General features: G+C 69.7%; 25 protein-coding genes. 17 read left to right on the forward strand and 8 right to left on the reverse strand.

Annotated features, from left to right (window positions below; translation table 11 throughout):
- Positions 1-3 precede the first annotated feature (3 nt).
- Together MKK52_RS21410 and MKK52_RS21415 are read right to left on the reverse strand one after the other, a co-directional pair.
- Positions 4-957 carry an ABC transporter permease gene (locus MKK52_RS21410; protein WP_243957413.1) on the reverse strand — a complete coding sequence of 318 codons (954 nt, stop codon included), beginning with the start codon at positions 955-957 and terminating at the stop codon, positions 4-6.
- A 57-nt stretch (positions 958-1,014) separates the two neighbouring features.
- Positions 1,015-2,637, reverse strand: coding sequence for an ABC transporter substrate-binding protein (locus MKK52_RS21415; RefSeq protein WP_243957419.1), 1,623 nt, complete (start codon positions 2,635-2,637; stop codon positions 1,015-1,017).
- A 685-nt stretch (positions 2,638-3,322) separates the two neighbouring features.
- Here MKK52_RS21415 and MKK52_RS21420 point away from each other — a divergent pair.
- A complete protein-coding gene (locus MKK52_RS21420) occupies positions 3,323-3,703 on the forward strand; it encodes a DUF6481 family protein (protein WP_243957420.1) in 381 nt (126 codons plus the stop codon).
- A gap of 210 nt (positions 3,704-3,913) precedes the next feature.
- On the forward strand, positions 3,914-4,186 hold the full coding sequence (locus tag MKK52_RS21425) for a hypothetical protein (protein WP_243957422.1): 273 nt from the start codon (positions 3,914-3,916) through the stop codon (positions 4,184-4,186).
- A 5-nt stretch (positions 4,187-4,191) separates the two neighbouring features.
- Here the strand turns inward: MKK52_RS21425 and MKK52_RS21430 are convergent, their stop codons facing one another.
- From MKK52_RS21430 to MKK52_RS21440, 3 genes are all read right to left on the reverse strand, one after another.
- Entirely contained in the window at positions 4,192-4,398 is a 207-nt protein-coding gene (locus MKK52_RS21430; RefSeq protein ID WP_243957424.1) for a hypothetical protein, read from the reverse strand.
- Between the two features lie 265 nt (positions 4,399-4,663).
- Positions 4,664-5,329, reverse strand: a complete 666-nt coding sequence (locus tag MKK52_RS21435) for an HAD family hydrolase (protein WP_243957426.1) — start codon at positions 5,327-5,329, stop codon at positions 4,664-4,666.
- A 131-nt stretch (positions 5,330-5,460) separates the two neighbouring features.
- Complete coding sequence (locus MKK52_RS21440; RefSeq protein WP_243957434.1) at positions 5,461-5,784, reverse strand: DUF2934 domain-containing protein; 324 nt, start codon at positions 5,782-5,784, stop codon at positions 5,461-5,463.
- A gap of 276 nt (positions 5,785-6,060) precedes the next feature.
- On the opposite strand from MKK52_RS21440, the gene MKK52_RS21445 reads away from it, so the two are divergent.
- From MKK52_RS21445 to MKK52_RS21495, 11 genes are all read left to right on the forward strand, one after another.
- The gene (locus MKK52_RS21445) at positions 6,061-6,630 is read left to right on the forward strand and encodes a NifU family protein (protein WP_243957436.1); all 570 of its coding nucleotides are present in this window, start codon (positions 6,061-6,063) and stop codon (positions 6,628-6,630) included.
- Positions 6,631-6,759: 129 nt separating this feature from the next.
- Positions 6,760-7,440, forward strand: a complete 681-nt coding sequence (gene tsaB, locus MKK52_RS21450) for a tRNA (adenosine(37)-N6)-threonylcarbamoyltransferase complex dimerization subunit type 1 TsaB (RefSeq protein WP_243957438.1) — start codon at positions 6,760-6,762, stop codon at positions 7,438-7,440.
- Complete coding sequence (locus tag MKK52_RS21455) at positions 7,437-7,955, forward strand: GNAT family N-acetyltransferase (RefSeq protein ID WP_243957440.1); 519 nt, start codon at positions 7,437-7,439, stop codon at positions 7,953-7,955. Before tsaB ends, MKK52_RS21455 begins: the two co-directional genes overlap by 4 nt.
- A 4-nt stretch (positions 7,956-7,959) precedes the next feature.
- On the forward strand, positions 7,960-8,823 hold the full coding sequence (locus tag MKK52_RS21460; protein WP_243957442.1) for a lysophospholipid acyltransferase family protein: 864 nt from the start codon (positions 7,960-7,962) through the stop codon (positions 8,821-8,823).
- 63 nt (positions 8,824-8,886) lie between these two features.
- On the forward strand, positions 8,887-10,218 hold the full coding sequence (miaB, locus tag MKK52_RS21465; protein ID WP_243957450.1) for a tRNA (N6-isopentenyl adenosine(37)-C2)-methylthiotransferase MiaB: 1,332 nt from the start codon (positions 8,887-8,889) through the stop codon (positions 10,216-10,218).
- Positions 10,219-10,279: 61 nt separating this feature from the next.
- A complete protein-coding gene (locus tag MKK52_RS21470) occupies positions 10,280-11,350 on the forward strand; it encodes a PhoH family protein (protein WP_243957754.1) in 1,071 nt (356 codons plus the stop codon).
- Entirely contained in the window at positions 11,350-11,835 is a 486-nt protein-coding gene (ybeY, locus tag MKK52_RS21475) for an rRNA maturation RNase YbeY (RefSeq protein ID WP_243957452.1), read from the forward strand. The genes MKK52_RS21470 and ybeY overlap by 1 nt, the downstream gene beginning before the upstream one ends.
- Positions 11,836-11,871: 36 nt before the next feature.
- On the forward strand, positions 11,872-13,005 hold the full coding sequence (locus MKK52_RS21480; RefSeq protein ID WP_243957454.1) for a hemolysin family protein: 1,134 nt from the start codon (positions 11,872-11,874) through the stop codon (positions 13,003-13,005).
- Complete coding sequence (gene lnt, locus MKK52_RS21485) at positions 13,002-14,600, forward strand: apolipoprotein N-acyltransferase (RefSeq protein WP_243957456.1); 1,599 nt, start codon at positions 13,002-13,004, stop codon at positions 14,598-14,600. Before MKK52_RS21480 ends, lnt begins: the two co-directional genes overlap by 4 nt.
- On the forward strand, positions 14,597-15,769 hold the full coding sequence (locus tag MKK52_RS21490; protein WP_243957458.1) for an MFS transporter: 1,173 nt from the start codon (positions 14,597-14,599) through the stop codon (positions 15,767-15,769). The genes lnt and MKK52_RS21490 overlap by 4 nt, the downstream gene beginning before the upstream one ends.
- 114 nt (positions 15,770-15,883) lie before the next feature.
- Positions 15,884-16,582, forward strand: a complete 699-nt coding sequence (locus MKK52_RS21495) for a BA14K family protein (RefSeq protein WP_243957465.1) — start codon at positions 15,884-15,886, stop codon at positions 16,580-16,582.
- A gap of 105 nt (positions 16,583-16,687) precedes the next feature.
- On the opposite strand, the gene MKK52_RS21500 is transcribed toward MKK52_RS21495, so the two are convergent.
- Positions 16,688-18,268 carry a catalase gene (locus MKK52_RS21500; protein ID WP_243957466.1) on the reverse strand — a complete coding sequence of 527 codons (1,581 nt, stop codon included), beginning with the start codon at positions 18,266-18,268 and terminating at the stop codon, positions 16,688-16,690.
- Positions 18,269-18,406: 138 nt separating this feature from the next.
- Between MKK52_RS21500 and MKK52_RS21505 the strand changes: the two genes are divergently transcribed.
- From MKK52_RS21505 to ilvA, 4 genes are all read left to right on the forward strand, one after another.
- Positions 18,407-19,333, forward strand: a complete 927-nt coding sequence (locus MKK52_RS21505; protein ID WP_243957468.1) for a LysR substrate-binding domain-containing protein — start codon at positions 18,407-18,409, stop codon at positions 19,331-19,333.
- A gap of 55 nt (positions 19,334-19,388) precedes the next feature.
- A complete protein-coding gene (locus MKK52_RS21510) occupies positions 19,389-20,891 on the forward strand; it encodes an argininosuccinate lyase (protein ID WP_243957471.1) in 1,503 nt (500 codons plus the stop codon).
- Positions 20,892-20,978: 87 nt separating this feature from the next.
- A complete protein-coding gene (locus tag MKK52_RS21515) occupies positions 20,979-22,037 on the forward strand; it encodes an AbrB family transcriptional regulator (RefSeq protein ID WP_409564716.1) in 1,059 nt (352 codons plus the stop codon).
- 82 nt (positions 22,038-22,119) lie between these two features.
- Positions 22,120-23,637 (forward strand): threonine ammonia-lyase, biosynthetic, encoded by a 1,518-nt coding sequence (ilvA, locus tag MKK52_RS21520; RefSeq protein ID WP_243957474.1) that lies wholly within the window; start codon positions 22,120-22,122, stop codon positions 23,635-23,637.
- Positions 23,638-23,646: 9 nt separating this feature from the next.
- Here ilvA and MKK52_RS21525 read toward each other — a convergent pair whose 3' ends face one another.
- Both MKK52_RS21525 and MKK52_RS21530 read right to left on the reverse strand, forming a co-directional pair.
- A complete protein-coding gene (locus MKK52_RS21525) occupies positions 23,647-24,585 on the reverse strand; it encodes an EcsC family protein (RefSeq protein ID WP_243957476.1) in 939 nt (312 codons plus the stop codon).
- Positions 24,586-24,617: 32 nt separating this feature from the next.
- Complete coding sequence (locus tag MKK52_RS21530) at positions 24,618-25,985, reverse strand: AmpG family muropeptide MFS transporter (protein ID WP_243957758.1); 1,368 nt, start codon at positions 25,983-25,985, stop codon at positions 24,618-24,620.
- Positions 25,986-26,046: the final 61 nt, after the last annotated feature.

Consider the following 26,046-nt stretch of genomic DNA (forward strand, 5'->3'; position numbering starts at 1 on the left):
GTCTCAGGCGCGCTCGATGCGCGGATCGAGGGCGGTCTGCATCACGTCCACGATGAGGTTGAGGGCGACGAAGAACATCGCCAGCACGAGGATCGAGCCCTGGAGCAGGGGCAGGTCGCGCTGGAAGATCGCCGCGTTGAGGAGGAAGCCCGTGCCCGGCCACGCGAATACGGTCTCGATCAGGATCGAGCCGCCGAGCAGGTAGCCGAGCTGCAGGCCCATGATGGCGAGCGCGGTCGGGGCGGCGTTGCGCACGACGTGCTTGAACACGCCGAACTCGCTGAGGCCCTTTGCGCGCAACGCCTCCACGAAATCCTGGGAGAGGATGTCGGCGACGAGCGCCCGTACCGTCCGGGCGATGATGCCCATCGGGATCACCGCCATCGTGACGGCGGGGAGGATGATGTAGCGCAGGTGATCGAAGTCCGGCCGCCAGTTACCCGAGCCGTCCGGCCCCGCCCCGGTGGGCGGCAGCCAGCCGAGGGTGGCCGAGAACACAATGACCAGCACCATGCCGAGCCAGTAATGCGGCACGCTCACGCCGAAGACCGAGAGGGCCGAGGCCACCCGGTCGAGGATGGAGTTGCGGCGATAGCCGGCCACGAAGCCGAAGAAGACGCCGAAGGTGAAGCCGATCAACGTCGCGACGCTGGCGAGGATCAGCGAATTGACGACCGCGCGGCCGACCTCCTGCGCGACGGGGCGCCCGGTGGCGATGGACACGCCGAGGTCGCCATGGAGCACGTGCCACAGCCAGATCGCGTATTGGATCGGCAGCGGCTTATCGAACCCGTAGGCCGCCCGCATGTCGTCGATAGTCTGCTGCGTGGCATCCGCCGGCAGCACGGCGCTGAGCGGGTCGCCGGGGGCGAGGTGAACGAGGAGGAAGCACACGATGCTCACCCCGAACGCGACGGGGGTGACGGTGATGAGGCGTTTCAGGATGTAGAGGAGCATGGGACCGATCTGACCACCAGGGACACCCTCCCCCGGTGGGGGGAGGGTCGTTCGTCTTCACCGACTCGCGGTGGCCATGGTGATGTTGGAGAAGTCCTGGAACCAGTTCTGCGCCTGGACGAAGCCCTTCACCTTCGGGCTCATCGCGCGGGGATTCACATCGTGCGTGATCATCACGAACAGGGCGTCATCCACGTACTTCTCGTGGACCTTCTGCAGGACCTTCTCCTGCTCGGCCTTGTCGAAGGTGTTGCGGACCTGATCGAACAGCTTGTCCATCGCGGGGTCGCAGTAATACCCCCAGTTGGTGCCGTTCGGCGGCGCGAGGTTGCATTGCAGGTGCCGGATGAATCCGGTGAAGGGATCTTGGATGAAGTACGAGTAGTTGATCGCGCTGACGCCGCGCGAGATGTCAGCCTTGGCGCCGGCCCGCCAGATGTTGATGAGCGTGTTCCACTCCACGACCTGATATTCGACCTGCACCCCGACATCGGCGAGGTTCTGCTGGACGAACTCGTTCATCGGCAGCGGCTGCATCTGGCCTGAGCCGGAGGCCGAGATCGCCACCTTGAGCTTGAGGGGCTTCGCCGTGCTGTAGCCGGCCTCGGCGAGAAGCTTCTTGGCCGCCTCGGGATCGTACTTCACGTCGAAGGTCGGCTTGCCGAACCATTGGTGGCCGGGCGGCATGAAGCCCTTGGCCGGGATGGCGAGGCCGCCGAGCAGTTCCTTGATCCCCTCGCGGTCGATGGCGAGGTTCACCGCCTTGCGGACGCGGATGTCGTTCCAGGGCGAGCCCTCGACGCGGGATAGGTGCCACGTCCAGTTATGCGGGTAGGCGTTGGTGACGATGGTGAAGCCCGCCCCCTTCAGGGAGGCGATGGCATCAGGCGCCGGGGCCTCGATCCATTCGACCTGACCGGAGCGCAGGGCCGCGACACGGGCGTTGGCCTCCGGCAGGGGCACCAGCACCAGCTTGTCGAGCTTCGGAACGCGGTTCTTGTCCCAGTAGGCGGTGTTCGGGACCATCTCGGCGCGCTCGCGCGGGGCGAATAGCGTGAGCTTCCACGGGCCGGTGCCGGAGGGATGCTTGGCGAACTCGTCCCAGGACTTGCCGAGCTTCTCCCATTGGGCGGGGGAAGACATCATCACCCAGGCGATCTGGTAGGGCAGCGTCGCGTCCGGCGCCTTGGTGACGATCTCGACCGTCAGCGGATCGACGACCTTGTAGCTCGCCACGGAGGGGATGCGCGTCTTGCCCTGGGCCGATTGGCGCGGATCGTATTGGGGGGCGTCCGCCTTCAGGAGCTTGTCGAGGTTCCAGACTACGGCGTCGGCGGTGAAATCCGAACCGTCATGGAATTTCACGCCGGGGCGGAGCTTGAAGACCCACTTGGTCTTGTCGTTCGCGTCGACCGTCCAGCTTTCGGCGAGGCCAGGGACGAGGTCGGAGGCCTTGGTGGCACTGGAGAGGTCCCAATTGATGAGCCCGTCATAGACCGTGTAGCCCATGAAGCGCATGCCCTCGCCGCCATTGTCGGTCTGACCGGTGGTGAGGGGGATGTCGGACGCGGTCATGCCGATGCGCAGCGTGCCCTGCGCGAGGCTCGCGGAGGTCGCGGCGAGCAGCACGACGCCAGCCAGCGCCGCACGGGCGCCGAGTTTGGGAAGAACGACGTTCATGAGAAAGGGGTCTGCTCCTGGCCCCGGGCCTGTCATGCCCGGTCGGGACAGCCATCATGCAAACCCCCGGCCAACCCGTCGGGCACCGCCACCGGGGGGACCGATCATGCCCACCCGCGCCACTGCCTAGCTTTTATGCATGTCGCGCGGGTTGGTTCGGGAGCCATGTATCCGTTGGCGACATTGTGACCGGTTGCATGTAACTTTTCGCACAGCATGCCCGGGATGAGGCAGTGCGGTCGCTTTCACTGCTCGCGCACAGTGCTCATTGCCTTGCCGGGCGGCGCCCAGCGCCCCATTTCTCGCATGTACTTGATCGGAGCGACGGACGTGGCTCCGCGCAGGTTCTGCGCCGCACCCGCGTGACGCTCTGAGGCTTTTCGGCATCTGGCGTCGAAACTTTCAAAGGATTCACGGCTTTTGTTGCGGTGGTCCGGTCCATTGCACCTGGGGCCGGTTGCCTTTCGTAAGGAGAGCGTGCGAAGGGCTCGCTGCTCCCGACTTTGGTTCGTCCCGAACGCTTGCTTTCGCGTGAGCGCTCGGGTCGAACCATCGATTGGTTCGATGGTTCGAGAGGATCCCGCGTCTCGGGGACGACGTGAGGATCGGTCACCAGCTTCGCTGACCGGCGGATTCGAGCCGGCCGTCCCCGCGAGACGCGTGACGCACCCAAGAGAAAGGCCCGATGAGCGCATTCGACTACAGGAACTTCAACGACCGTCGCGAGAGCTCCGCAGCCGCCAAGGCTGCCCTGTTGGCCAAGTTCAAGGCCCGCCCTCCGTCGGATGACCCCGAGGTCAAGGCCCGGGCCCAGGCGCGCGCAGAAGTCGCCCGCGCCCGTGACGAGCGCGCCCGCGAGCGCGAGACCGCCCGAATCGAGGCCGAGCGTAAGGCTGCCGAGGAGAAGCGTCTCCGCGAGGAAACCGAACTCGCCACCAAGCTCGCCCGTGAGGCCGCGGAACTCGCTGCCTATCAGGAGCGGAAGTCCGCCGAGCTGGAAGCCAAGAAGGCCCTGCGCGATGCGCGCTATGCGGCCCGCAAGGCGAAGGCCAAGACCAAGCGCTAATTGCGCGCTGGCCCGGTTCATCCGGGCCCGGTCCGGCACAATACGGCTCTATCGTGTACCAAATCGCCGCCCGCTTTGCGGGCGGTTTTCTTTTGCGCGGTGCATTGAGACTGATTTGCGTGAGCCCGCGAACTTTTTTTGTCGCGATAAGCTTCACCGTTGATCCGGCGGGACTATCTTGCGTGCAAGAGGGAGCGGCCAGCGAACGACATGAAGCGAATCGGAACGGGCTATCGCATCACTTTCGGCCTCGCGGCCCTGGCGATCTTCGGCGTGGGGGCCGCCCGGGCGGAGCCGCCGATCCGGAGCCCGGAAGACGCCGCTTGTCGCGGCGAGGCGAGGTCTCGCGTCTTCTCGACGCCCAATCCCCGGAACCTGCCCATCGAGGAGCTTGGCAAGGGGATCTACTACGCGTGCATGGCCCGCATCGACGGCAAGGCCAACACTTCACGCAAGCGCGCGCGGCGGCACCGCGTGCGATAAAGCCCTCAGGCGTCCAGCGGGGCGCCGATCCGGGTGCGCAGAAGCTGCTTCAGGCTGGCGTCGCCGCCCTGCGCATCGACCGCCGACATCAGCCGCAGCAATTGGCTGAGCGGAGTGGTCCGGCTGCGAACCGCGTCGGCGATCTGCTCGGCAAGGCTGCGGCTGCGGGAGCTGAAGCATGGCTCGTTCGCGAATTCGCGGAGCTGAATCATGCGCGGCGGTCCTTTGAAGGATTCCAGGGGCGGGCGGGTCGCTAAACCTTTCATCCGCCCGGCGCCACCCCATCGGCGAGTTTTCCATAGCCGGCGTTGGAAGGAGTCGCCGCGAAGCCACAGCCGCCCGGCGTCGTCCTGCGACGCCCGATGCGCGGAAAACCGGATTGCGCGTAACTGTTTAGGCCGTCTCGCATCGGCTGCGGACAGCCGGAAGCCCCCGCGCCGCCTGCATGCGACGCGGGCCAAACGCGCAAAAATCGCACTACTTCTGCGACAGGAAGGTGTCGTCGAACGCATCCAGCAGGTGTTGCGGGTCGCGGTAGATCGCGACGCAGCCCGCCGCCATAAGATCGCTCTCGGGGAAGCCGCCGCACAGGACGCCGATGGTCCGTAGGCCAGCCTTGTCGGCGGCCTCGGCGTCGTAGGGCGTATCGCCGACGACGATCATGTCCTCCGGGGCGATGCCGTCGAGCTTGTCGATGGCCGCCTGGAAGATATCGGGATGGGGCTTTGAGCGATCCGCGTCGTCCGAACTCGTCGCGACGTCGACCAGATCGGCGATGCCCAGCAGCTCCTGATAGTGCTTCACCTCGTCCTTCTTCCCCGACGAGGCGAGCGCCACGGTCAGTCCCTCTTCGCGGATCCGCTCGAACAGGGGTCGCACGGCGGGGAACGGCTTCACCTTGTCGAGGTATTCGCGCTTGAACAGGTCGGAGCGGTAGCTCTCGATCACCTTTCCGTCCTTCTCGATCCGCTCCTTTGAGAGGAAGACCGGCATCAGCTGGTCGCCGCCCTTGCCGATCTGGCTGCGGACCTCGGCTTCCTTCGTCTCGACGCCGAAATGCCGGAAAGCCTCGACCCAGGCCTTGGCGTGGAGATCGACGCTGTTCAGCAGCGTCCCGTCGATATCGAAGATCACCGCTCGCATCGCACCACCGGCCCGCCTACCCAAGAGCGCGGACAACCCCGGCCGGGCGGCGACGTTCCTGCCCCCGAAACGACGGAGGCCCACCCCTCGGCGGGGCGGGCCTCTCGCAGGATCGGCGATGGGGCCGATTCTCAGTGCATGGCGGCGCGGCTGCGGGCCGGCTTCGCCTTGACCGCAGCGGCGGCGACGGCCGCGCCGGCGGTGGCCTTCGGCTTGGCGATCTTGCTCGCGGGGGTGGCGGCCTCGGCGGCCTTCTTAGCGGCGACCGGCTTCGCGGCGGGCTTCTCGGCGGCCGGCTTGGCAGCCGCCTTGCGGGCCGGCTTCTTGGCGGGCTCGACGGCGGTCAGCTCGGCTTCGGCGCGCATCCAATGGATGTCGGCGCGGCCATGGACGCGGCCTTCGCCTTCCCAGATGTAATAGGCGCGCTCGCGGACGGCCTGCTCGGTGCTCTGCATATCGGGTCTCCGGACGGACCCGATGCCACCGCGACCGCTCGGGGTCGGGGCACGGCGGGGCCGTGATCCTGCACTCTCTCCCGGCGGGCCGGTGCCGACCGCGCCGGAGAGCGCCATGGGTCGGACGATCCCGCCGGCTGGTTAAGAGGCGGTTAAACCTGCGCGGCCGGCGCGGTTGTGAAAATCCGGCGCGCGGTCCACATGATGGGCAGCGCCGATGACGGCGCGCGACACCCTTCCCCCCGCCGGCCTTGAACCGGCGCAGCGGAGCCTCCGATGTTCATCCAGACCGAAGCGACCCCGAACCCCGCCACCCTGAAGTTCCTGCCCGGCCGGGTGGTCCTGTCCGACTCGACCTTCGAGGCGCGCGACGCCCAGGCCGCCACGCGCTCGCCCCTCGCCTCCGCGCTGTTCGGCGTGCCGGGGGTCTCCGGCGTCTATTTCGGGCACGATTTCATCTCGGTGACGAAGGCCGAGGACGGGTCGGAATGGCCGCAGGTCAAGCCGGCCGTGCTCGGCGCGATCATGGAGCACTTCCAGTCCGGTGCCCCGGTCCTGGCCGAAGGCGCCGCCGAGGCCCATGACGAGGCCGGCGAGGAATTCTACGACGCGGCGGACCACGACACCGTGGTGACGATCAAGGACCTCCTCGAGACGCGTGTCCGCCCGGCCGTGGCCGGCGACGGTGGTGACATCACCTTCCGTGGCTACAAGGACGGCATCGTCTACCTGGAAATGAAGGGCGCGTGCTCGGGCTGCCCGTCCTCCACGGCCACCCTGCGCCACGGCGTGCAGAACCTGTTCCGCCACTTCCTGCCGGATGTGCGCGAAGTCCAGGCGGTCTGAGGGTCGAGCCGGCGCAAGCCGGCAACACTCGTGATCCGACAGGGGATGAAACCGCCGGACGGCGCTGACGGTGCGGCGGTTTCGTTTTATGCCATACCGTCCGCGTCATAGGGCGCGACGGGAGTGGGCGTGCGAGTACTGGCCATCGATACGGCGCTGGATGTCTGCGCCGCTTGTGTGATGACGGGCAGCGAGCCCGAGCCACTGGCCTCGGAATCGCTGCCGATGGCGCGCGGCCATGCCGAGGCGCTGCTGCCGCTCATTGAGCGGGTGATGGCCCGCATCGACGGCGGCTTCGAATCCCTCGACAGGATCGCCGTCACCGTCGGTCCCGGCAGCTACACCGGCCTGCGCGTCGGCCTCTCGGCGGCACGGGCCATCGGGCTTGCGGTCGACCGGCCCGTGGTCGGCGTGGGCACCCTCTCGGCCCTGCTGGCACCGCTGCTGGCCGATCCCGGCGAGGGCACCCTCGTCGCGGCCATCGATGCCCGGCACGGGGCCGTCTACGTCCAGGCCCTGACGACGGCGAGCGGCGAGACGCTGGCGCCGGTCTACCTGCCGGTGGAGGAGGCCGCCGCGCGGCTCGGGACCGGACCCGTCATCCTCACCGGCTCCGGCGCGCCGCTCGTGGCGCAGGCCCTGTCCGCCCGCGGCATTGCGGCCAGTATCGCCGGGACCGGGGTGGCCGATATCGCCGCCGTCGCGCAACTCGGCATGGTGGCTGATCCCGCCCACGCCCTGCCGCGTCCTCTCTATCTCCGTGGGCCGGATGCGCGCCCGCAGGACCACGCCCGGGTCGCCCGACAATGAATCGCCCCGCTTTCCCCTTCTGGCCGATGGAATGGTGGATGGCGTGGTGGGACGCCCTGACGCCGCCGCCGAGCGTGGCGCCGCTGACGGATGCCTCGCAATCCCCCGCCCTGGCGCGGATCCACGCCACCGCCTTCGCCCGCCCTTGGGAGAGCCACGAGTTCGAGCGCATCCTGTGCGAACGGTCGAGCTTCGCGCACGGCCTCTTTCGCTCGGGGACGTTGCAGGGCTTCGTCCTGTCCCGGCGGGCCGCCGACGAAGCGGAGATCCTTACCGTGGTCGTGGCCCCTCCCCTGCGCGGGGGCGGCCATGCCCGTGGGCTGCTGCGGGATCACCTGAACGGCCTCGCTCTCAGCGGGACGCGGCGGGTGCATCTCGAAGTCGATGAGGGCAACCAGCCGGCCCTGAAGCTCTACCGGCGGTTGGGCTTCGAGCAGGTCGGCGCCCGGACGGGCTACTACACCAAGGCCGACGGAAGCCGCGCCACCGCCCTCACCATGTCGGCCGAGCTGTGAACGCGTGAGCCGCGTCGGCCTCGTCATCCGGCTCGCCTGCCTCGCGCTGGCCTTCGCGGTGATCTGGCCGCCGCATCTTGTCGTGCTGAGGGTCCTGAAGCGTCCCTCCGGCTTCGTGCCGATGCTGTTCCACCGGATCTTCCTGTGGCTCTTCTCCGTGCGGGTGACGCAGACCGGCACGCCGCCCGCGCCGGGCGAACCCGCCCTGGTCCTGGCGAACCACGTCTCCTGGCTCGACATCATCGCCATCGGCTCGCTGCGGCCGCTCTCCTTCGTGGCGAAGTCCGAGATCGCCGGCTGGCCGGTCATCGGCCATCTCGCCGTGCTGCAGCGGACGCTCTTCATCGACCGCGCCCGCCGGGGCGCCACGGCCACCGTCAGCGCGGCCATGGGGCACCGGCTGGCCGGGGGCGAACTCGTCGTACTGTTCGCGGAGGGCACGACCGGCGACGGCACGCGGCTCCTGCCCTTCCGCTCTTCCCTCGTCAGCGCCGCCAGGGCCGCCCTGCAAGCCGAGGGGGAGCGCGGCCGGGTGCGGCTCCAGCCGCTGGCGATCACCTATCCGAAGCGCAACGGTCTGCCGGTCGTCCGCTCCGAGCGGGCCGAGATCGCGTGGTACGGCGACATGGAGCTGGCCCCCCACCTCGCCACCTTCGTGCAGGGCGGCCCCATCGACGTGCACATCGTCTGGGGTGCGCCGATCCTGTTCGAGGCGGACAGCGACCGGAAGGTGGCCACCGCCGCCGCCGAAGCCGAGGTACGTCGGGCGATCCAGGGAATCGTGACCGGCCACGCGGGGCGCGAGCCCGCCGCCAGCCCGGCGCCGGCCTCCGATCTCGGGACGATGGGCGGATTGTCCGCCGCCTGACCGGCGGTGATTTCTGTGCTAGAGCCCGCCAGGATTGCCTGCCCCGAACCGGAACCCGGCCCGTTGAAGAAAGCCTACGTCAAGTCCTACGGCTGCCAGATGAACGCCTACGACGCGGCCCGCATGGCCGACGTGCTGGGCGCCGAGGGCTACACCACCACGGACAGCGTCGAGGACGCGGACGTGGTGGTGCTGAACACCTGCCATATCCGTGAGAAGGCGGCGGAGAAGGTTTATTCCGAACTCGGCCGGTTGCGCGTGCTGAAGCAGGAGCGGCGTGCCCAGGGGCTGGATACGCGCATCGTGGTGGCCGGCTGCGTCGCCCAGGCCGAGGGCGCCGAGATTCAGGCCCGCCAGCCCGCCGTGGACGTGGTCGTCGGCCCGCAGAGCTACCACCGCCTGCCGGAGCTTCTGGCGCGGGGCGGCCGCGTCGTGGACACCGAATTCCCCATCGAGGATAAGTTCGATCACCTGCCCGCGCGGCGCAACCTCGGCACGTCGGCCTTCCTGACGGTGCAGGAGGGTTGCGACAAGTTCTGCGCCTTCTGCGTGGTGCCCTATACGCGCGGCGCCGAGGTTTCCCGCCCGGTCGCCGCCGTGCTCGCGGAGGCGCAGCGCCTCGCGGCGGGCGGGGTGCGCGAGATCACCCTGATCGGTCAGAACGTCAACGCCTATCACGGCGAGGCCCCCGAGGGTGGTCCCGTCGGCCTCGCGGCGCTGGTGCGGGAGGTGGCGCGCCTGCCCGGCATCGCGCGCATCCGCTACACGACGAGCCACCCGAATGACTTCGCGGACGACCTCGTGCGCGCCCATGCCGAGATCCCGGCACTGATGCCCTACCTGCACCTCCCGGTGCAGTCGGGCTCCGACCGGATCCTCGCCGCGATGAACCGCAAGCACACGGCGGATCAGTACCGCCGGCTGATCGACCGGGTGCGCGCCGCGCGTCCCGACCTCGCCCTGTCGTCGGACTTCATCGTCGGCTTCCCCGGCGAGACCGATGCGGACTTCGCCGACACCCTCGCGCTGGTGCGCGACATCGGCTTCGAGAGCGCCTTCTCGTTCAAGTACAGCCCCCGCCCCGGCACCCCGGCGGCGGACCGCACGGACCACGTGCCCGAGGCGGTGATGTCCGAGCGGCTGACCGAGTTGCAGCGCGTCCTCGACGCCCGTCGCCACGCCTACCAGCGAGAGGCGGTGGGCCAGGTGTTCGATGTGCTGGTCGAGAAGGCCGGGCGCTACCCCGGACAGGTGGCAGGCAAGACGCCGCACCTCCTGGCAGTGCAGTTCGACGCTCCGCAGGACCATATCGGACGGATCGTGCCGGTTCGGATCACCGAGGCCGGGGCCAACAGCCTGTTCGGTGAACGCCTCCCCGAGGCCGCCGCCGCGTGAGGATGCCTGACGTGAGAGACAACGCTTGAGTGCGGCTGACGGTGGACGCGGGGGCAACCCCCTGCGCGGGCGGCCCCCCGGATTCGGGAGGCCCGTCACGGAGGAGGCGGTCGAGGTTCCGCTGACCTTCGACGACAACCGGCTCGCGAGCCTCGTCTTCGGCCAGTACGACCAGAACGTCGCCCATATCGAGCGGCGGCTCGGCATCACCGCGACGGCGCTCGGCAATCACCTCGTCATTAAGGGCCCGCCGGACGCCGCCGAGAAGGCACGTCGGGTGTTCCAGAAGCTCTATGCCCGCGTGAGGACCGGCGGGGGCACGCTGAGCCTCGGCGATGTCGATGGCGCGATCCGCGAATCGACGGCGCAGGCGAACCTGTTTCCGGCCGCTGAAATCGCCGCCGAAACCGATACCCCGCATTTCGACCAGATCGCCACCCGCCGCCGGGGCGCCGTGCGGGCCCGCAACCCGGCGCAGGATTCCTACATCAAGGCGCTGCGCAGCAACGAACTCGTCTTCGCCGAGGGTCCGGCGGGCACGGGCAAGACGTGGCTCGCCGTGGGCCATGCGGTGTCGCTGCTCGAACAGGGCCATGCCGAGCGGCTGATTCTCTCCCGCCCCGCCGTCGAGGCGGGCGAGCGGCTGGGCTTCCTGCCGGGCGACATGCGCGAGAAGGTCGATCCGTATCTGCGCCCGATCTACGACGCGCTGTACGATTTCATGGAAGCGCGCCACGTCGATCGCGGGTTGCAGACCGGGCAGATCGAGATCGCGCCGCTGGCCTTCATGCGCGGGCGCACGCTCACCAACGCCGTGGTGCTCCTCGACGAGGCGCAGAACACCACTTCCATGCAGATGAAGATGTTCCTCACCCGCCTGGGCGAGGGCTCGCGGATGATCGTGACCGGCGATCCGAGCCAGATCGACCTGCCGCCGGGCCAGAAATCCGGGCTGGTGGAGGCTGTCTCGGTCCTCAACGGGGTGGAGGGTATCGGCCGCGTCGTGTTCAAGGACGTGGACGTGGTACGCCACGACCTCGTCCGCCGGATCGTCACCGCCTACGAGCACGCCTCCCACGGCGAGGCCGAGGCCGACCGCAACCCGAACCCCCGCCGCCGGCCCCTCGCCTGATGCACGACCACGACATCGACGTCGCGGTCGAGGACGACCGCTGGGAGAAGGCGATCCCCGATCTCGAATCGCTCGTGCTGCGGGCGGTGGAGGCGGGGCTCGCCGTCGCCCCCGAGAAGCCTTCAGGCAACCTTGAGGTGAGCGTGCTGCTCGCGGACGACGCGACGGTGCAGGATCTCAACAAGACATGGCGCGGCAAGGATAAACCCACGAACGTGCTGTCTTTTCCGGCCACGCCGCAGCCCCTGCCGCCGGGGGCGCCCGCGCCGCTCGGCGATGTGGTCCTTGCCTACGAGACGATGGTGCGCGAAAGTGCGGAGCAGGGAAAGCCGCTCCAGAATCACCTCGCCCACCTCCTCGTCCATGGGACCTTGCACCTTGTCGGACAGGACCACGAACTCGGGAACACCGAGGCCGAGGCGATGGAAGCCCTCGAAATCGCGGCCCTCGCGACCCTGGGCATCCCGGACCCCTATGCCGACTGAGCGGGCAACTACCATCCCTTCCTTGATCCGAGAGACATGAGCAACGATCGAAGTCGCGGCGCGGCCCTGGCCGCGCCGAATGCCCCCGAGACTGACGCCCCCCAGCGTGAGCCTTGGTACGACCGCCTCCTGCAGGCCCTTCACCTGAAGCCGCGGGAGACCCTCCGCGAGGGCCTTGAAGAGGCCCTGGCCGAGACAGACCAGAGCGAGACAGGCCTCTCGCCCCTCGAACGGGCGATGCTCAAGAACGTCCTCGGGCTGCACAAAGTGCGGGTCGATGACGTGATGATCCCGCGGGCCGACATCGTGGCCGTCTCGAACGAGACCAGCCTCGGCGATCTCCTCAAGCTGTTCCGCACGGCCGGGCATTCCCGCCTGCCGGTCTACGGTGAGACGCTGGATGACCCGCGCGGCATGGTCCACATCCGCGACCTCGTGGATTTCATCGCCGCCAAGGCCGAACCGTCCACCCGCCGCCCGGCCGCGTCCCGCGTGGCGACCCCGCCCGCCGAGCAGACCGGCGAGGAGGCTCCTCCCGCGCCGCGCGTCCGGCGCCCCGCGCCGCGCCTGCCGCGCGCCCTCGACCTCGGCAAGGTCGAGCTGGGCACCACCCTCGCCGCCGCGCGCATTCAGCGCCCGGTGCTGTTCGTCCCGCCCTCCATGCCGGCCATCGACCTGCTGGTGCGGATGCAGGCGACGCGCACGCACATGGCCCTCGTGATCGACGAGTATGGCGGAACGGACGGTCTCATCTCCATTGAGGACCTGATCGAGGTCGTCGTCGGTGACATTGAGGACGAGCACGACGTTGCCGAGGCCAAGCAGGTCCAGCGGGTCGAGGGCGAGGGCGACGTGTTCGTCGCCGATGCCCGCACACCGCTGGCCGAAGTCTCCGAGGCGACGGGCATCGACCTTGCCGCCGCCGTGGGCGACATGGCCGAGGAGATCGACACGATCGGCGGCATGATCGTCACCCTCGCCGGCCGCGTGCCGTCGCGGGGTGAGTTGATCACCGGGCCGGGCGATCTCGAATTCGAAGTGCTCGACGCCGATCCGCGCCGGCTGAAGCGCCTGCGCTTCCACCGGGGGCCCGCCCGCATCGCGGCGGTCGTGCCCCTCGCCCTTCCCCCGCCCTCCCCGACGCCGCCTGCCGAGACGCCGCGTCCGTGAGGGAACGGATCGCGGGTCTGGCCGCCCTGCGCGGGTGGCGGCGGCTGGCCTGTGCCTTCGTCGCGGGGGCCTTCGGCGCCCTGGCAATGCCGCCCTACGGGTTCCTGCCCGCGCTCGCAATCGCCCTGTGCGTCGCCGTCTGGCTGATGGACGGCGCGATGGCCGGGCGGCGCCGAATCGGCCCGGCCTTCCTTATCGGCTGGGCCTGGGGCTTCGGCTTCCTCACGGCGGGCCTGTGGTGGCTGGGCTCGGCCTTCCTCGTGGAGGCCGACGAGTTCCTGTGGGCGCTGCCACTCGGCGTAATCGGCCTGCCTTTCGGACTGGGGCTGTTCTACGGGGCCGGCTTCGCCGTCGCGGGGCTGGCCTGGACGCGCAGGCCGGCACGGATCGCCGCCGTCGCCTTCGGCCTCGGCGGTGCCGAATGGTTGCGCGGGCACGTCCTCACCGGCTTCCCCTGGAACGTTCTCGGCATGGCTTTGGGCCAGAACCTCTGGCTGATGCAGGCGGCGGCGTTCGTCGGGCTCTACGGTCTGACGGTGCTGGCGGTGCTGGTCTGTGCCGCCCCGGCGACGCTCTTCGACCGGGCCTCTCAGCGCGAGCGGTTCGGGCCGGCGGCGGCGGCGGCAATCCTGCTCGTCGCCCTCGCCCTTGCCGGGGCCGACCGCCTCGGCCCGCCCGATCCGGTGGTGACAGGCGTGCGGCTGCGGCTCGTCCAGCCGAACCTGCAACAGGACGCCAAATTCCGCCCCGAGAATCGCGATGACATTGTCGACCGCTACATCGAGTTGAGCGACCGCCCGCCGGAGGCCGGCGAGGCGGCGCCGACGCATATCGTCTGGCCCGAATCGGCCTTCCCCTTCCTCATCCAGCGGGACGCCGACGCGCGGGCGAAGATCGCCGCCGGGCTGAAGCCGGGGCGGGTGCTGATGACGGGCGCCGCCCGCGCCGACGAGCCGCTGCCCGGCGAGCGCCCGCGCATCTACAACGCGATCATGGTGATCGAGCCCGACGGCACCATCACCGACACCTACGACAAGGTGCACCTCGTCCCCTTCGGCGAGTACCTGCCGGGCGTTCTCGACGGCGTGCTGCGGGCCATCGGCCTGCGCCAGTTCGTGGCGATCCCCGGCGGCTTCACGGCGGGCGACGCGGCGAGCCAGCGCATCCTCACCGTGCCGGGCCTGCCGCCCGTGGTGGGGACGATCTGCTACGAGGCGATCTTCCCGGCGGCGATCCGCCCCCTGGGCCAGCCCATCGACAGCGCGAGGCCGCCGGGCCTGATCCTGAACGTGACCAACGACGGCTGGTTCGGCGACACGCCGGGGCCGCGCCAGCACCTCGCGCAGGCCCGGCTGCGGGCGGTGGAGGAGGGTCTGCCCCTCGTCCGCGACGCCAACACCGGCATCTCGGCCGTGGTCGATCCCCATGGCCGCGTCACGGCGCAGACGCCCATCGACGTCGAGACCTATCTCGATGCCGACCTGCCGGCGCGGATCCTGGGCGGGACGCCCTACGCCCGGTTCGGCGATCTGCTGTTCGCCGGGATGCTGATGGTCTGCGCGGGGCTGGCCCTGGCGGGAAGGGAGCGGGTGTGACGGGTCGTCAGGTGAACGCGGGCGGGTGGATCCTCGGCCTCGCGATGATGCTGGTCGCGTTCAATCTGCGGCCGGCGCTGAGCACGGTGGGGCCGCTGCTCGGGCTGATCCGCGAAACGACGGGTCTCAGCGCCGCCGGAGCCGCGACCCTCACGACCCTGCCCGTGCTCTGCCTCGGGCTCGCCTGCGCCCTGGCCGCCCCGGTCATCCGCACGATGGGGCCGGATCGCGGCGTGATGGCGGGCATGGCCCTCATCGCCGCCGGCTTGGCGCTGCGCGGCATCGACACGCGGCCGACCCTGTTCCTCGGCACGGCGGTCGCCGCCACCGGCATCGGCTTCGCCAACGTGCTGCTCCCGGCCCTGGTGAAACGCGATTTCGCCGCGAGCAGCGGGCCGATGACCGGGCTCTACACCATGACGCTGTGCCTCGGGGCGGCGGCGGGCGCGGGCGCCGCCGTGCCCGTAGAGCAGGCGCTGGAGGGCTGGCCCATGGCGCTGGCCGTCTGGGCGGTGCCGGCGTTGATCGCGGCCATGGCGTGGTTCCCCTACGCGCGGCGCGGTGCACCCGCCCGGCCGCCGCAACCGGGGGAACTTCTGCGCAGCGCCCTCGCGTGGCGGGTGACGGCCTTCATGGGCCTGCAATCCTCCCTCGCCTACATCCTGTTCGGCTGGTTGCCGCTGCTCCTGCAGGGGCGCGGGCTCGATCCGCTCCATGCCGGCCTCTACGCCTCGCTGGTGACGCTCTGCCAAGCGCCGGGTGCGCTCGTCACCGCGACGCTCGCCGCCCGCGCCCGCGACCAGCGCGCCTGGATCGTCGGCATTCCGGGCATCACCGCCCTCGCCTTCCTCGTCGTCGCCTTCGGGGCGGAGGCTGTCCGCATCCCGGCAGCCGGCATCCTCGGTTTCGGTGTAGGCGGCTGTTTCGGGCTGGCGCTGACGCTCATCGTCCTGCGGGCCGCCGACGCCGGCACCGCCGCCGGCCTGTCGGCCATGGCGCAGGGCATCGGCTACGTCTTCGCGGCGCTCGGCCCCCTCGCCTTCGGGCTCGCCCACGAGGCGACCGGGGGATGGGGCCTCGCCGGAATCCTTTTCGCCGGCTTCTGCGTCGTGGCGATCATCGCGGGTCTTCCCGCAGGCGCGGCGCGCACGGTTTCCGCGACGCGTTGACCCAAGCTTCGCCGATCTTGTCTGTGCGATTTGTCGCTTTGGTGTCTATTTCCGTGATCGAAACCGGAAGTGGCGCGTTCACCGCTCACGATACACGTGATCACGGTGGATGGAATGACTCGCAGCACTTATGGACTTGCTGTCGCCTCGGTGATGGCTGTCGGCCTCGCAATGATGCCGGCGGGCGCGCAGGCCCAGGGTCGCGGTAATGCTCTGGCCGGCGGTGGCGTCTCGGCCGGCAATCCCGGCATTGCGATCGGCGGCCATGGCGGCGGCTTCGGTCGCGGCGGCGCCATCGGCGGCGGCGGCTTCAATCGTGGTGGTGCGATCGGTGGTGGCGGCTTCAACCGGGGTGGGTTCGCCGGTGCGGGCTTTGGCCGGGGCGCCGGTCTGGCCGGCGGCGGCATCAATCGCGGTGGCGTTGGCTATAACCGTGGCGCCTATGGCTACAACCGCGGCGGCTTCAACCGTGGCTATTACGGTCGCGGCTACGGCCGTGGCGGATACGGCGGCTACGGCCTGGCGGCCGGTCTCGGCGGGTTCGGCCTCGGGCTGGCGGCCGGCGGCCTCTATGGCAACAGCTACGGCTATGGATACCCGGCGGCCTACGGCTACGGCGGCTATGACGACGGCTATTATGGCACCGAGTACGGCCCGGCCGGCGGCTACGCCAATGTCGGCTATGCGCCCGTCGAGACCGTGACCACGGGCGATGAGGGGGCGATCGAGGCCTGCGCCCGCCGCTTCCGCACCTACGACCCGCAGTCGCAGACCTATGTCGGCAAGGGCGGCGTCCGTCGCTCCTGCCCGTAAGCGACCACTAGCCTAACGAAAAGCCCCGCGCGGATCGCTCCGCGCGGGGCTTTCTTGTTGTCCCGTGGGCGGGCCCGGCGAACCGGGCCCGCTTCGTCCTGAGCCTTACTCGGCAGCGACGCGCGGAGCGTTCTCGGTGTAGGTCTCGGCCGCGAGACGCTTGCCCGGAGCGGCGCGACCCGGCAGCGGCGGCAGGGCCTTGGCCTTCTCCAGATCGATGCCCGCGCCCTCGGCGACGCGACGGCCGTAATCCTCGTCGGCGTGCCAGAAGTGCCAGACCATCCGCAGCTGGATCGGCTCCGGGCACTGCTTCATGTCGTTGACGAGGTTGGCGATCAGGTCCTCACGCTCCCAATCCTGGAAGGACCGGTAGCGCACGCCCGCCTGGGTGTAGTCGTCCTCGGTCCGCGAGGTCTGGTACCGGCCGAGCCGGCCCTCGACGGCCTGATGGTAGTCGGTCTTCTTCGGCGCCTCGCGCAGGCCTTCGGCCAGCGTGGAGGGCTCGTAGTTGATGTGCCGGTTCGGACCCGTGCCATCGACCCCGTAGGTCATCTGACCGTCCCGCTGGTTCGAGTAGACCTTCACGCCGGGCTGCGGCGCGTTGATCGGCAGCTGGAGGTAGTTGGCGCCCACGCGGTAACGCTGGGTATCCGAGTACGACAGGGTCCGGCCCTGGAGCATCTTGTCGTCCGAGAAGTCGATGCCGTCCACGAGCACGCCCGTGCCGAAGGCCGACTGCTCGACTTCCGCGAAGAAGTTGTCCGGCACCCGGTCGAGGACCATGCGGCCGACGGGGAGCAGCGGGAAGTCTTCGACCGGCCACAGCTTGGTGTCGTCCAGCGGATCGAACGACAGGTGGTCGTTCGGGCCGTCCGGCATGATCTGCACGCAGAATTCCCACTCGGGGAAATTGCCGGCCTTGATGTTGTCGTACAGGTCGCGGGTCGCGTGGCCCACGTCCTTCGCCTGGATCTCGGACGCCTGCTGCGAGGTCAGGTTGCGGATGCCCTGCTTCGGCTCCCAGTGGAACTTGCAGAGGACGGCCTCGCCCTGGTCGTTCACCAGCTTGTAGGTGTTCACGCCGGAGCCTTCCATCTCGCGATAGTTGGCCGGAATGCCCCACGGCGACTTCAGGTGCGTGACCATGTGGATCGCTTCGGGGTGCTGCGCCACGAAGTCGAAGAAGCGCCACGCCTCCTGCCGGTTCGTCACCGGATCGGGCTTGAACGCGTGGATCATGTCGGGGAACTTGATCGCGTCGCGGATGAAGAAGACCTTGAGGTTGTTGCCCACGAGGTCCCAGTTGCCGTCGACGGTCTTGAACTTCACCGCAAAGCCGCGCGGGTCACGCTCGGTCTCGGGCGATTCCTTGGCGCCGGCCACGGTGGAGAACCGCACGAACATCGGCGTCTTCACGCCGGTCTCGTTCAGCACGCGGGCGCGGGTGTACTTGGAGGCCGGCTCGTTGCCGATCTTGCCGTAGGCCTCGAAGTAGCCGTGGGCGCCGGCGCCGCGCGCGTGAACGACGCGCTCCGGAATGCGCTCGCGGTCGAAGTGGGTGATCTTCTCGATGAACTGGTAGTTCTCGAGGGTGGCCGGGCCACGCTCGCCGACGGTGCGGGTGCTCTGGTTGTCACGGACCGGATGGCCCTGGCGGGTGGTCAGGATCGGTCGTTGATCGCTCATGCGTCTCATCTTTCCTTGGGCCAAAAGAGGGCCGGTCTGAGGGCGACGCCTTAGACTGGAACCGTTCTGACAGGTTTATGGACCTCGCCGGTCCATCTGACAAATGCATCGTCACAAAGGTTGTGATAGACGCCGTCTATGAACCTTTCAGGACTGTCCCTGCGCGATCTGGAATATGTCGTCGCCGTCGCGGACGAGGGGCATTTCGGCCGGGCGGCCGAGCGCTGTAACGTCAGCCAGCCGACCTTGAGCGTGCAGATCCGCAAGCTCGAAGGCGCGCTGGGCCTCGCGTTGTTCGAGCGGTCCAACCGGCGGGTGCTCCTCACGGAGGCCGGGCAGGCCATAGTGCGGCAGGCGCGGACGGTGCTCGCGGAGGCCCAGCGGCTTCTGGCCATGGCGTCCGAGGGTCGGGGCGCGCCGCTCACCGGCCGGCTGTCGCTGGCGGCGATCCAGACCCTCGGCCCTTACTTCTTCCCGTTGGTCCTGCGGCCCCTGCGCGAGGCCTTTCCGCTGCTGAGCCTGTCGCTGTCCGAATCGCGTACCGCCGACATCCTCGAAGGGCTGCGCGAGGGGCGGATCGACGCCGCGCTGGTGTCCCTACCGCTGAATCAGGGGCGACTCTCCCTGTCGCCGCTGTTCATCGAGCCGTTCCACCTCGTCTGCCCGGCGGAGCATGAGTTGGCGCAGGGCGGCGCGCTCTCGGCCGGGTCCATCGCGGGGCCCGACCTGCTGCTCCTCGACGAGGGGAACTGCCTGCGCGACCAGACCATCGCCGCCTGCGGCGCCGGCTCCTCGGCGGGGCGGCACGCCACGAGTCTGGAAACCCTGCGCTCGATGGTCGGGGCTGGGGCGGGTTACACCCTGCTGCCAGCGCTCGCCGTGCCGCCCGGCCCCGATCCGAGCGGCCTGACGGTGATTCGCACCTTCGACGTGGACGGCCCCGGTCGCACCATCGCCCTGGCGTGGCGGGCGAGCGACCCCCGCGCGCCCGGACTCGCGCATCTGGCCGCGTTCTTCCGCGCCCACGCCCCGCCCGGCACGGCGGCCTGCCGCGAGGCCGCTTGAAGGCGGCGGGGGACTGGGCCTATCAAGCGCCGCTCGGTGCAACGGGGGAGTATCGATGCGGCGTCTTCTGACATCCATGGTCGCGGTGCTGGCGATGGGCGCGAGCGCCCGCGCCGACGGGGACGACGCCTTCGCGCGGATCGGCGAAATCAACCGCGCCTCCCTGGTGATGACGGTCGAGACCGGCATCGTCCCCCGGGCGCTCGGCCGCACCATCGCTCAGGCGCTCGATACGGTGCAGGCGAACGCCGCCGAGCCCCACGCCTCGCGCCCCGACGATTACCTCCGGATCGAACCGCTCATCACCGCCATCGCCGGCCCCGACGCCACGCGGATGCATGCCGGGCGAAGCCGCCAGGACATCATCCCCACGGTCCTCAAGCTGGAACAGCGGGATCGGCTCCTCGACCTCGCCGCCACCCTGGACGACGCGCGGGCGAGCCTGCTCGCAGTCGCCGAGCGCGAGGCCGCGACCGTGATCCCCGCCTATACGAACGGCGTCCAGGCGCAGCCCACGACCCTGGGCCATTATCTCCTCGGCTACGCCGCCGCGATGGCCCGCGATTCGGACAGGCTGCACGAAGCCTGGGCGCGGGTGAACCGCTCGCCTCTGGGCGCGGCGGCGCTCGGCACGTCGAGCTTCCCGGTGGATCGCGCGCGCCTCGCGGCGCTCCTCGGCTTCGATGCCCCGGTGGAGAACAGCTACGACGCGGGCCAGCTCGCGCCGATGGATCTCGGGCTGGAACTGACCGGGCTCGCCGCCAACCTCGCCACGACGGCGGGCAGCTTCTCGCAGGATGTCTACGCGCAGTATCACCAGACCCGGCCGTGGATCCTGCTGCGCGAGGGCGCGCTCACGGGGCCGAGCAGCATCATGCCGCAGAAGCGCAATCCCGTGGCGATCTACACCCTTCGGATGAAGGCGAGCGACGTGGTCGGTGGCGCCATGGCCTTCACCATCATGGCGCACAACGTCGATTCCGGGATGCCGGACTACAAGCGCAACCAGATGATCCCGCCCGCGCGCACGCTCGCCGTCGCCGCCGAGATGTGCCGCCGCTGGGTCTCCGTGCTGGACGGGCTCGTGGTGGATCGCGAGCGGGCGGCGGATGAGGTTGCGGCCGACTACTCCACCACGACCGAACTCGCGGACACGCTCCAGCGCGAGGCCGACGTACCCTTCCGCCTCGGCCACCACTTCGTCTCGGAACTCGTGACCTACGGGCGAAGCCACAATCTGCGCCCGGCCGACCTGCCCTTCGACGAGGTGAAGCGGATTTATGCCGAGGCCGCCGCCGGGGCGGGGCTGCCGCAGGACATGCCAAAGGACCTGCCGCTGTCCGAAGCGCGCTTTCGCGAGACCCTGTCGGCGACGGGCATGATCGCGGCGGCCAAGGGATTCGGCGGGCCGCAACCCGCCGAGGTCGCGCGGATGCTCGGGGTGGCGAAGGACAAGCTCGCCGCCGACCGGGCCTGGCTCTCGGCCAAGCGGGACGGGCTTGCCAAGGCGCGGGCCGGGCTCGATGCGGCCTTCGCAAACCTGAGCACCACACCCTGAACGCGATTCTGCGGTGACAGCGCGGCCCGGCGGGTGTAGCCGGCGGGGCGCCCGTCATCTCCGGCGGGAATGCATCCCCCGATCGCCGTGCCTCCCCTCCGCACCATCGGCCTCTGGATCGCGCTCGTCGCGGTCTCGGCCGCCATCGCCTACGGTCTCACCGCCGCGCAATTCCCCGCCGCCCTGCTGCTCGGGCCGATGATCGCGGCCATCGCCTTCGGCGTCGGCGGCTCGCATCTCACCGTACCGCGACCGGGCTTCCTGGCGGCGCAGGCGATGATCGGCTGCCTCGTGGCCCATGCGGTGACGGGGCAGATCGCGCAGACGCTGTTCGAGGACGGCTTCCTGATCGTCGCCGTGGTGCTGGTGACGGTCGCTGCCTCCGCCTTCGTCGGCTGGATGCTCACGCGACTGCGCATCCTGCCCGGCACGACGGCGGCCTGGGGCTCCTCGCCCGGCGGCGCCTCCGCGATGGTCGCCATGGCCGAGGATTTCGGGGCCGATCCGCGCCTCGTCGCCTTCATGCAATATGTCCGGGTCGCCGCCGTGGTGTTCTCGGCCTCCGTGGCCGCGCGCTTCCTGATGAGCGGCGCCCCCGCCGGTCCGGCCTCGGCCGCAGGCGACGCGACCGCGGCGAGTTCGGTGGCCGCCACCCTGCTCGTCGCGGCCATCGGCGCGTTCGTGGCGATCAAGCTGCGGGTGCCGGCCGGGGCGCAGATCGGGCCGATGGTGCTGGGCTCCGTGCTCCACGCCACCGGCCTCGTGCGCATGGCGCTGCCGGTGCCGATCCTCGAAATCGCCTATGCCTGCATCGGCTGGTACGTCGGCCTGCGCTTCACCCGCGAGACCCTGCGGCTGACGGTGAGCGCCCTGCCCGGCATCCTCGTGGCGACCTTCTCGGTCATCCTACTCTGCGCGGGCTGGGGCTTCCTGCTGACGCTGCTGCTGCCCATCGACCTCCTCACCGCGATCCTGGCCACGAGCCCCGGCGGGCTCGATTCGGTGGCGATCATCGCCGTGGGGTCGCAGGCGGACGTGTCCTTCGTGCTGGCGGTGCAGACGCTGCGGCTCTTCGTGGTGTTGCTGACCGGGCCGCTTCTGGCCAAGTGGATCAGCCGTATGGTGCCCGAGCCCGTCACGCGATAGCGGAGCAGCCCTGCCGGGGCCGCCCTCGCCTCGCCCGGCGCAAGGGGCTATGCCCCGTGGCTCCCGAGCCCCTTCGCAGCCGATGACCGACTACATTAAGAAGATCCTCACCGCCCGCGTCTACGACGTGGCGATCGAGAGCCCGCTCGATCCGATGCCGCGCCTGACGCGCCGGCTCGAACGCCCCGTGCTGCTGAAGCGCGAGGATCTGCAGCCGGTCTTCTCGTTCAAGCTGCGCGGCGCCTACAACAAGATGTCCGGCCTCGCGCCGGAGCAGGTGGCGCGCGGCGTCGTCTGCGCGTCGGCTGGCAACCACGCCCAGGGCGTTGCGCTGGCGGCGGCCAAGCTCGGCGCCCGCGCGGTGATCGTGATGCCGCGCACCACGCCCTCCATCAAGGTCGATGCCTGCCGGGCGCGGGGCGCCGAGGTCATCCTGCACGGCGACGCCTTCGACGAAGCGCTCGCCGAGGCCCGTCGCCGCGAGCACGAGGACGGGCTGACCTTCCTGCACCCGTTCGACGATGAGGACGTGATCGCCGGCCAGGGCACCATCGGCAAGGAGATCCTGCAGCAGCATACCGGGCCCATCGAGGCGATCTTCGTGCCCGTGGGCGGCGGCGGACTCGCGGCCGGCATCTCGACCTTCGTGAAGTACCTGAGGCCGGGCACCAAGGTGATCGGCGTCGAGCCCGACGATGCGGCCTGCATGAAGGCTGCGCTCGATGCCGGCTGCCTCGTGGATCTGCCCTCCGTCGGCCTGTTCGCGGACGGCGTGGCGGTGAAGCGCGCGGGCGAGGAGACCTTCCGCCTGTGCCGGGAGAATCTCGACGGGATCATCACTGTCGATACCGACGCCATGTGCGCGGCGGTGAAGGACATCTTCGACGACACCCGCGCCGTGTCCGAGCCTTCCGGGGCGCTTAGCCTCGCGGGTGCGAAGCTCTATGCCGAGCAGAATGGCGGCTCCGGTACGCTCATCGCCATCTCGTCGGGGGCGAACCTCAACTTCGACCGCCTGCGCCACATCGCCGAGCGCGCCGAGATCGGCGAGCAACGGGAGGTGCTGCTGGGCGTCACGATCCCCGAGAAGCCCGGCGCCTACCGGGCCTTCATCAATGCCCTGGGTCCGCGCGCCATCACCGAGTTCAACTACCGGCAGGCGCCCGCCTCGGACGCGCAGATCTTCGTCGGCATCAACCTCGCCGGCGGCAAGCGCGAGAAGCAGGAGCTAATGGGCTCGCTCGGCGAGGCCGGCTACCGCGTGCTCGACATGAGCGACAACGAGATGGCCAAGGTCCATGTGCGCTACATGGTCGGCGGCCGCAGCCCCGGCCTGATGCACGAGCGGCTGTTCCGTTTCCAGTTCCCGGAGCGGCCGGGAGCGCTGATGAAGTTCCTCGACGCTTTGGCGCCGAACTTCGACATCACCCTCTTCCACTACCGCAACCACGGCGCCGACTACGGGCGCGTCCTCGCCGGCATCGACGTGCCGCCGGAGGATCAGGCTCGGTTCGAGGCGGCGATCGAGGATCTGGGCTACCCGGCCACGGAAGAGACCGAGAACCCGGCTTACCGCCTGTTCCTGGACGGCGGGGTGTGATCCCCTCCGTCAGGCGGGGCCGAGGGCGGACTTCTCGATCTCGTAGGCGGCCCTGACCGCCGGGGCCCCGTAGCGCCGTTCCAGCCGGCGGATGGTGAAATGCGCCCGGGCCGTCGACTGGAAGTGGCTCATGAACACGGTGTTGACTGCCGCGCCGCCCACCGCGCCGAGGATCGGCACCGCCTGCGCCGCCACCTTCTCCGACACGACGATGCCGAACCGCGCGGCGACCTGCGCCGCGAAGCGCATCAGCGCCGGGCCCGACTGGTCCACCAGCGTGATCGTGCCGGCATATCGCGCGGCCTCGGACATGGTCTTGGCGAGCGCCGCGCGCACGGCGAAATAGCCGCTCTCGGTCAGCGTCGCGCCGGCCTCGGCGCTCGCGAGCTTGCCGCCGCCGAGCGCGAAGACCTGAATGCAGGCGAGCGCGCCCTCCGGCGTTTCGATGTCCTCCCCTTCCTCGCGCGCGATCTCCGCGATGGAGCGGAGCATCAGCGTCGTGGAGACCGGCAGTTCCACCGCGATGGTCGCGAGGCCGAACGCGCCGCCGAGCGCGCCGGAGATGGCCGCGAGGGCCTTGTGCTTGCCCTCGCCGGAGCCGAGCAGCCGTTTCAGCCGGCCCTCCGGCTCGGTCTGCGGCACCGGTAGACCAGACGCCACCGCCGGATCGCCGTTCTTCGGCAGGGTCGCCAACGCGACGCGGATCGCCGTGCGCAGGGCAGCTTCGGTGCCCTTGGCCACCGCGTCCATGACGGGCGTGGGCAGAGAGCGGCCGATCATCTCGATGGGCGTGCCCGCCGCCGCCGAGAGCCGCGCTGCAAGGCCCGGCTGTTCCAGCGCCTGCACCGCCCGGCGCAGGGCGGCGAGGTCGTCCTCGCTCAGGGCCGGAGCCGCCGTATCGGCGGGGGGAAGGATCTCCCCGGAGAGGATCACATCGCCGCTCGTCATGGCACCACCGCTCAAAGCTGTGTCCTTCGCTCTCACGCCGTTTTAGGCGTCCTCGCGGGGGAAGGAAGCGGGGAGACGCTCGGGGAGTTCCCATCCGCCGCCGCCTCTTTGACGCCCGTCCGCCGCCCGACGGCAACGCACAGGGCCAGCACCGGGAGCCCGATCAGCGACGTGAATGTGAAGAAGGCGGGGTAGCCGATGGCCGAGACGATGAAGCCCGCCGAGCCGGCGATGAGCTTCCCCGGCAACGCATAGAGCGAGGAGAACAGGGCGTATTGCGTGGCCGCGTAGGCGGGGCTCGTGAGGCTCGACATGTAGGCGATGAGCACGATGCCGGCGAAGGAGCCGCAGAAGTTCTCGACGGAGATCGCCACGATCAGCCGCCAGATCTCCGGCGCGCCGGCCGAAAGCCACGCGAAGGCGAGATGCGAGGCCGCCGCCAGGAAGGCACCCAGCAGCAGGGTGGGGAACATGCCGAGGCGGGCCAGCGCCCAGCCGCCGGCGAACCCGCCCGCGATGCCGACCCACACGCCGTAGAGCTTGGTGACGGTGGCGATCTGCTTCAGGTCGAAACCGAGCGTCCGGTAGAGGGGGCTCGCCATCACGCCGGAAAGGAAGTCCGGCAGGCGGAACAGGGCGACGAGGAGCAGGATCGCGTAGAGCGCCGGCCCGAAGCGGGCGTGCAGCTCGGTCAGGGGCTCCACGAGGGCGCGGCGGGCCGACCACAGGCGCGAGGTCGGCGCGGCCTGTTCGGCGGCCTGCACCGGGCGGTCGTAGGGCGGCGCCAGCAACGCGGCGATGAAGCCGACGAGCATCAGCGCGGCCATGCTGAGGTAGGCGATCTGCCAGCCGCCGGAGGCCGCGATGAACAGGGCGCCCGCCCCGGCGGTGATGAGCCCGAGGCGGTAGCCGAGATTCGAGGTCGCGGCCAGGATGCCCTGCATGTCGCTGCCGGCGGCGTCGATGCGCCAGCCATCGACCACCACGTCCTGGCTCGCCGCGCAGAAGGCGACGAGGAAGGCGCCGAAACCCAGCAGCGCGAGGCTGGTCTTCGGATCCGCGAAGGCCATAAGGAGCAACGCGGTCGCCGTGGCGAGCTGTGTCGTCACCATCCAGGCTCGACGGCGGCCGAGGACGCGCGACAACAGCGGAACATCCAGCCGATCGATCATCGGCGCCCAGAGGAACTTCAACGAATAGGGCAGCGCGACGTAGCTGAATAGACCAATGGTCTTCACGTCGATGTCCGAGAAGGCCAGGCGCAGGGTGAAAGTCCCAAGCACCAGCAGAAGCGGCAGGCCCGACGAGAAGCCGAGGGCCAGCATTAGCAGGATGCGTTTGTCCTCGACGATGTCGCGCATCCGAAACCGGCGCGTTTGCTTCTGAGCGGCGACGGGCATGCGCTGGAACTCCTCGACCTGCTCGCTCTTGTCAGGCAGAAACATGGCGACCGTGCGTTGG

The organism is Methylobacterium sp. J-067, assembly GCF_022829465.1.
GTDB classification, from domain to species: Bacteria; Pseudomonadota; Alphaproteobacteria; order Rhizobiales; family Beijerinckiaceae; genus Methylobacterium; species Methylobacterium litchii.

What these genes read in the sequence shown, in the direction of transcription:
- MKK52_RS21480 (WP_243957454.1), top strand. Translation starts at nt 11,872, where the DNA reads ATGAGCAACGATCGAAGTCGCGGCGCGGCCCTGGCCGCGCCGAATGCC.
- MKK52_RS21455 (WP_243957440.1), top strand. Translation starts at nt 7,437, where the DNA reads ATGAATCGCCCCGCTTTCCCCTTCTGGCCGATGGAATGGTGGATGGCG.
- MKK52_RS21530 (WP_243957758.1), bottom strand. Translation starts at nt 25,985, where the DNA reads ATGCCCGTCGCCGCTCAGAAGCAAACGCGCCGGTTTCGGATGCGCGAC.
- MKK52_RS21435 (WP_243957426.1), bottom strand. Translation starts at nt 5,329, where the DNA reads ATGCGAGCGGTGATCTTCGATATCGACGGGACGCTGCTGAACAGCGTC.
- MKK52_RS21500 (WP_243957466.1), bottom strand. Translation starts at nt 18,268, where the DNA reads ATGAGCGATCAACGACCGATCCTGACCACCCGCCAGGGCCATCCGGTC.
- MKK52_RS21445 (WP_243957436.1), top strand. Translation starts at nt 6,061, where the DNA reads ATGTTCATCCAGACCGAAGCGACCCCGAACCCCGCCACCCTGAAGTTC.
- MKK52_RS21440 (WP_243957434.1), bottom strand. Translation starts at nt 5,784, where the DNA reads ATGCAGAGCACCGAGCAGGCCGTCCGCGAGCGCGCCTATTACATCTGG.
- MKK52_RS21505 (WP_243957468.1), top strand. Translation starts at nt 18,407, where the DNA reads ATGAACCTTTCAGGACTGTCCCTGCGCGATCTGGAATATGTCGTCGCC.
- MKK52_RS21410 (WP_243957413.1), bottom strand. Translation starts at nt 957, where the DNA reads ATGCTCCTCTACATCCTGAAACGCCTCATCACCGTCACCCCCGTCGCG.
- ilvA (WP_243957474.1), top strand. Translation starts at nt 22,120, where the DNA reads ATGACCGACTACATTAAGAAGATCCTCACCGCCCGCGTCTACGACGTG.
- MKK52_RS21495 (WP_243957465.1), top strand. Translation starts at nt 15,884, where the DNA reads ATGACTCGCAGCACTTATGGACTTGCTGTCGCCTCGGTGATGGCTGTC.
- MKK52_RS21525 (WP_243957476.1), bottom strand. Translation starts at nt 24,585, where the DNA reads ATGACGAGCGGCGATGTGATCCTCTCCGGGGAGATCCTTCCCCCCGCC.
- MKK52_RS21510 (WP_243957471.1), top strand. Translation starts at nt 19,389, where the DNA reads ATGCGGCGTCTTCTGACATCCATGGTCGCGGTGCTGGCGATGGGCGCG.
- ybeY (WP_243957452.1), top strand. Translation starts at nt 11,350, where the DNA reads ATGCACGACCACGACATCGACGTCGCGGTCGAGGACGACCGCTGGGAG.
- MKK52_RS21425 (WP_243957422.1), top strand. Translation starts at nt 3,914, where the DNA reads ATGAAGCGAATCGGAACGGGCTATCGCATCACTTTCGGCCTCGCGGCC.
- MKK52_RS21415 (WP_243957419.1), bottom strand. Translation starts at nt 2,637, where the DNA reads ATGAACGTCGTTCTTCCCAAACTCGGCGCCCGTGCGGCGCTGGCTGGC.
- MKK52_RS21420 (WP_243957420.1), top strand. Translation starts at nt 3,323, where the DNA reads ATGAGCGCATTCGACTACAGGAACTTCAACGACCGTCGCGAGAGCTCC.
- MKK52_RS21430 (WP_243957424.1), bottom strand. Translation starts at nt 4,398, where the DNA reads ATGATTCAGCTCCGCGAATTCGCGAACGAGCCATGCTTCAGCTCCCGC.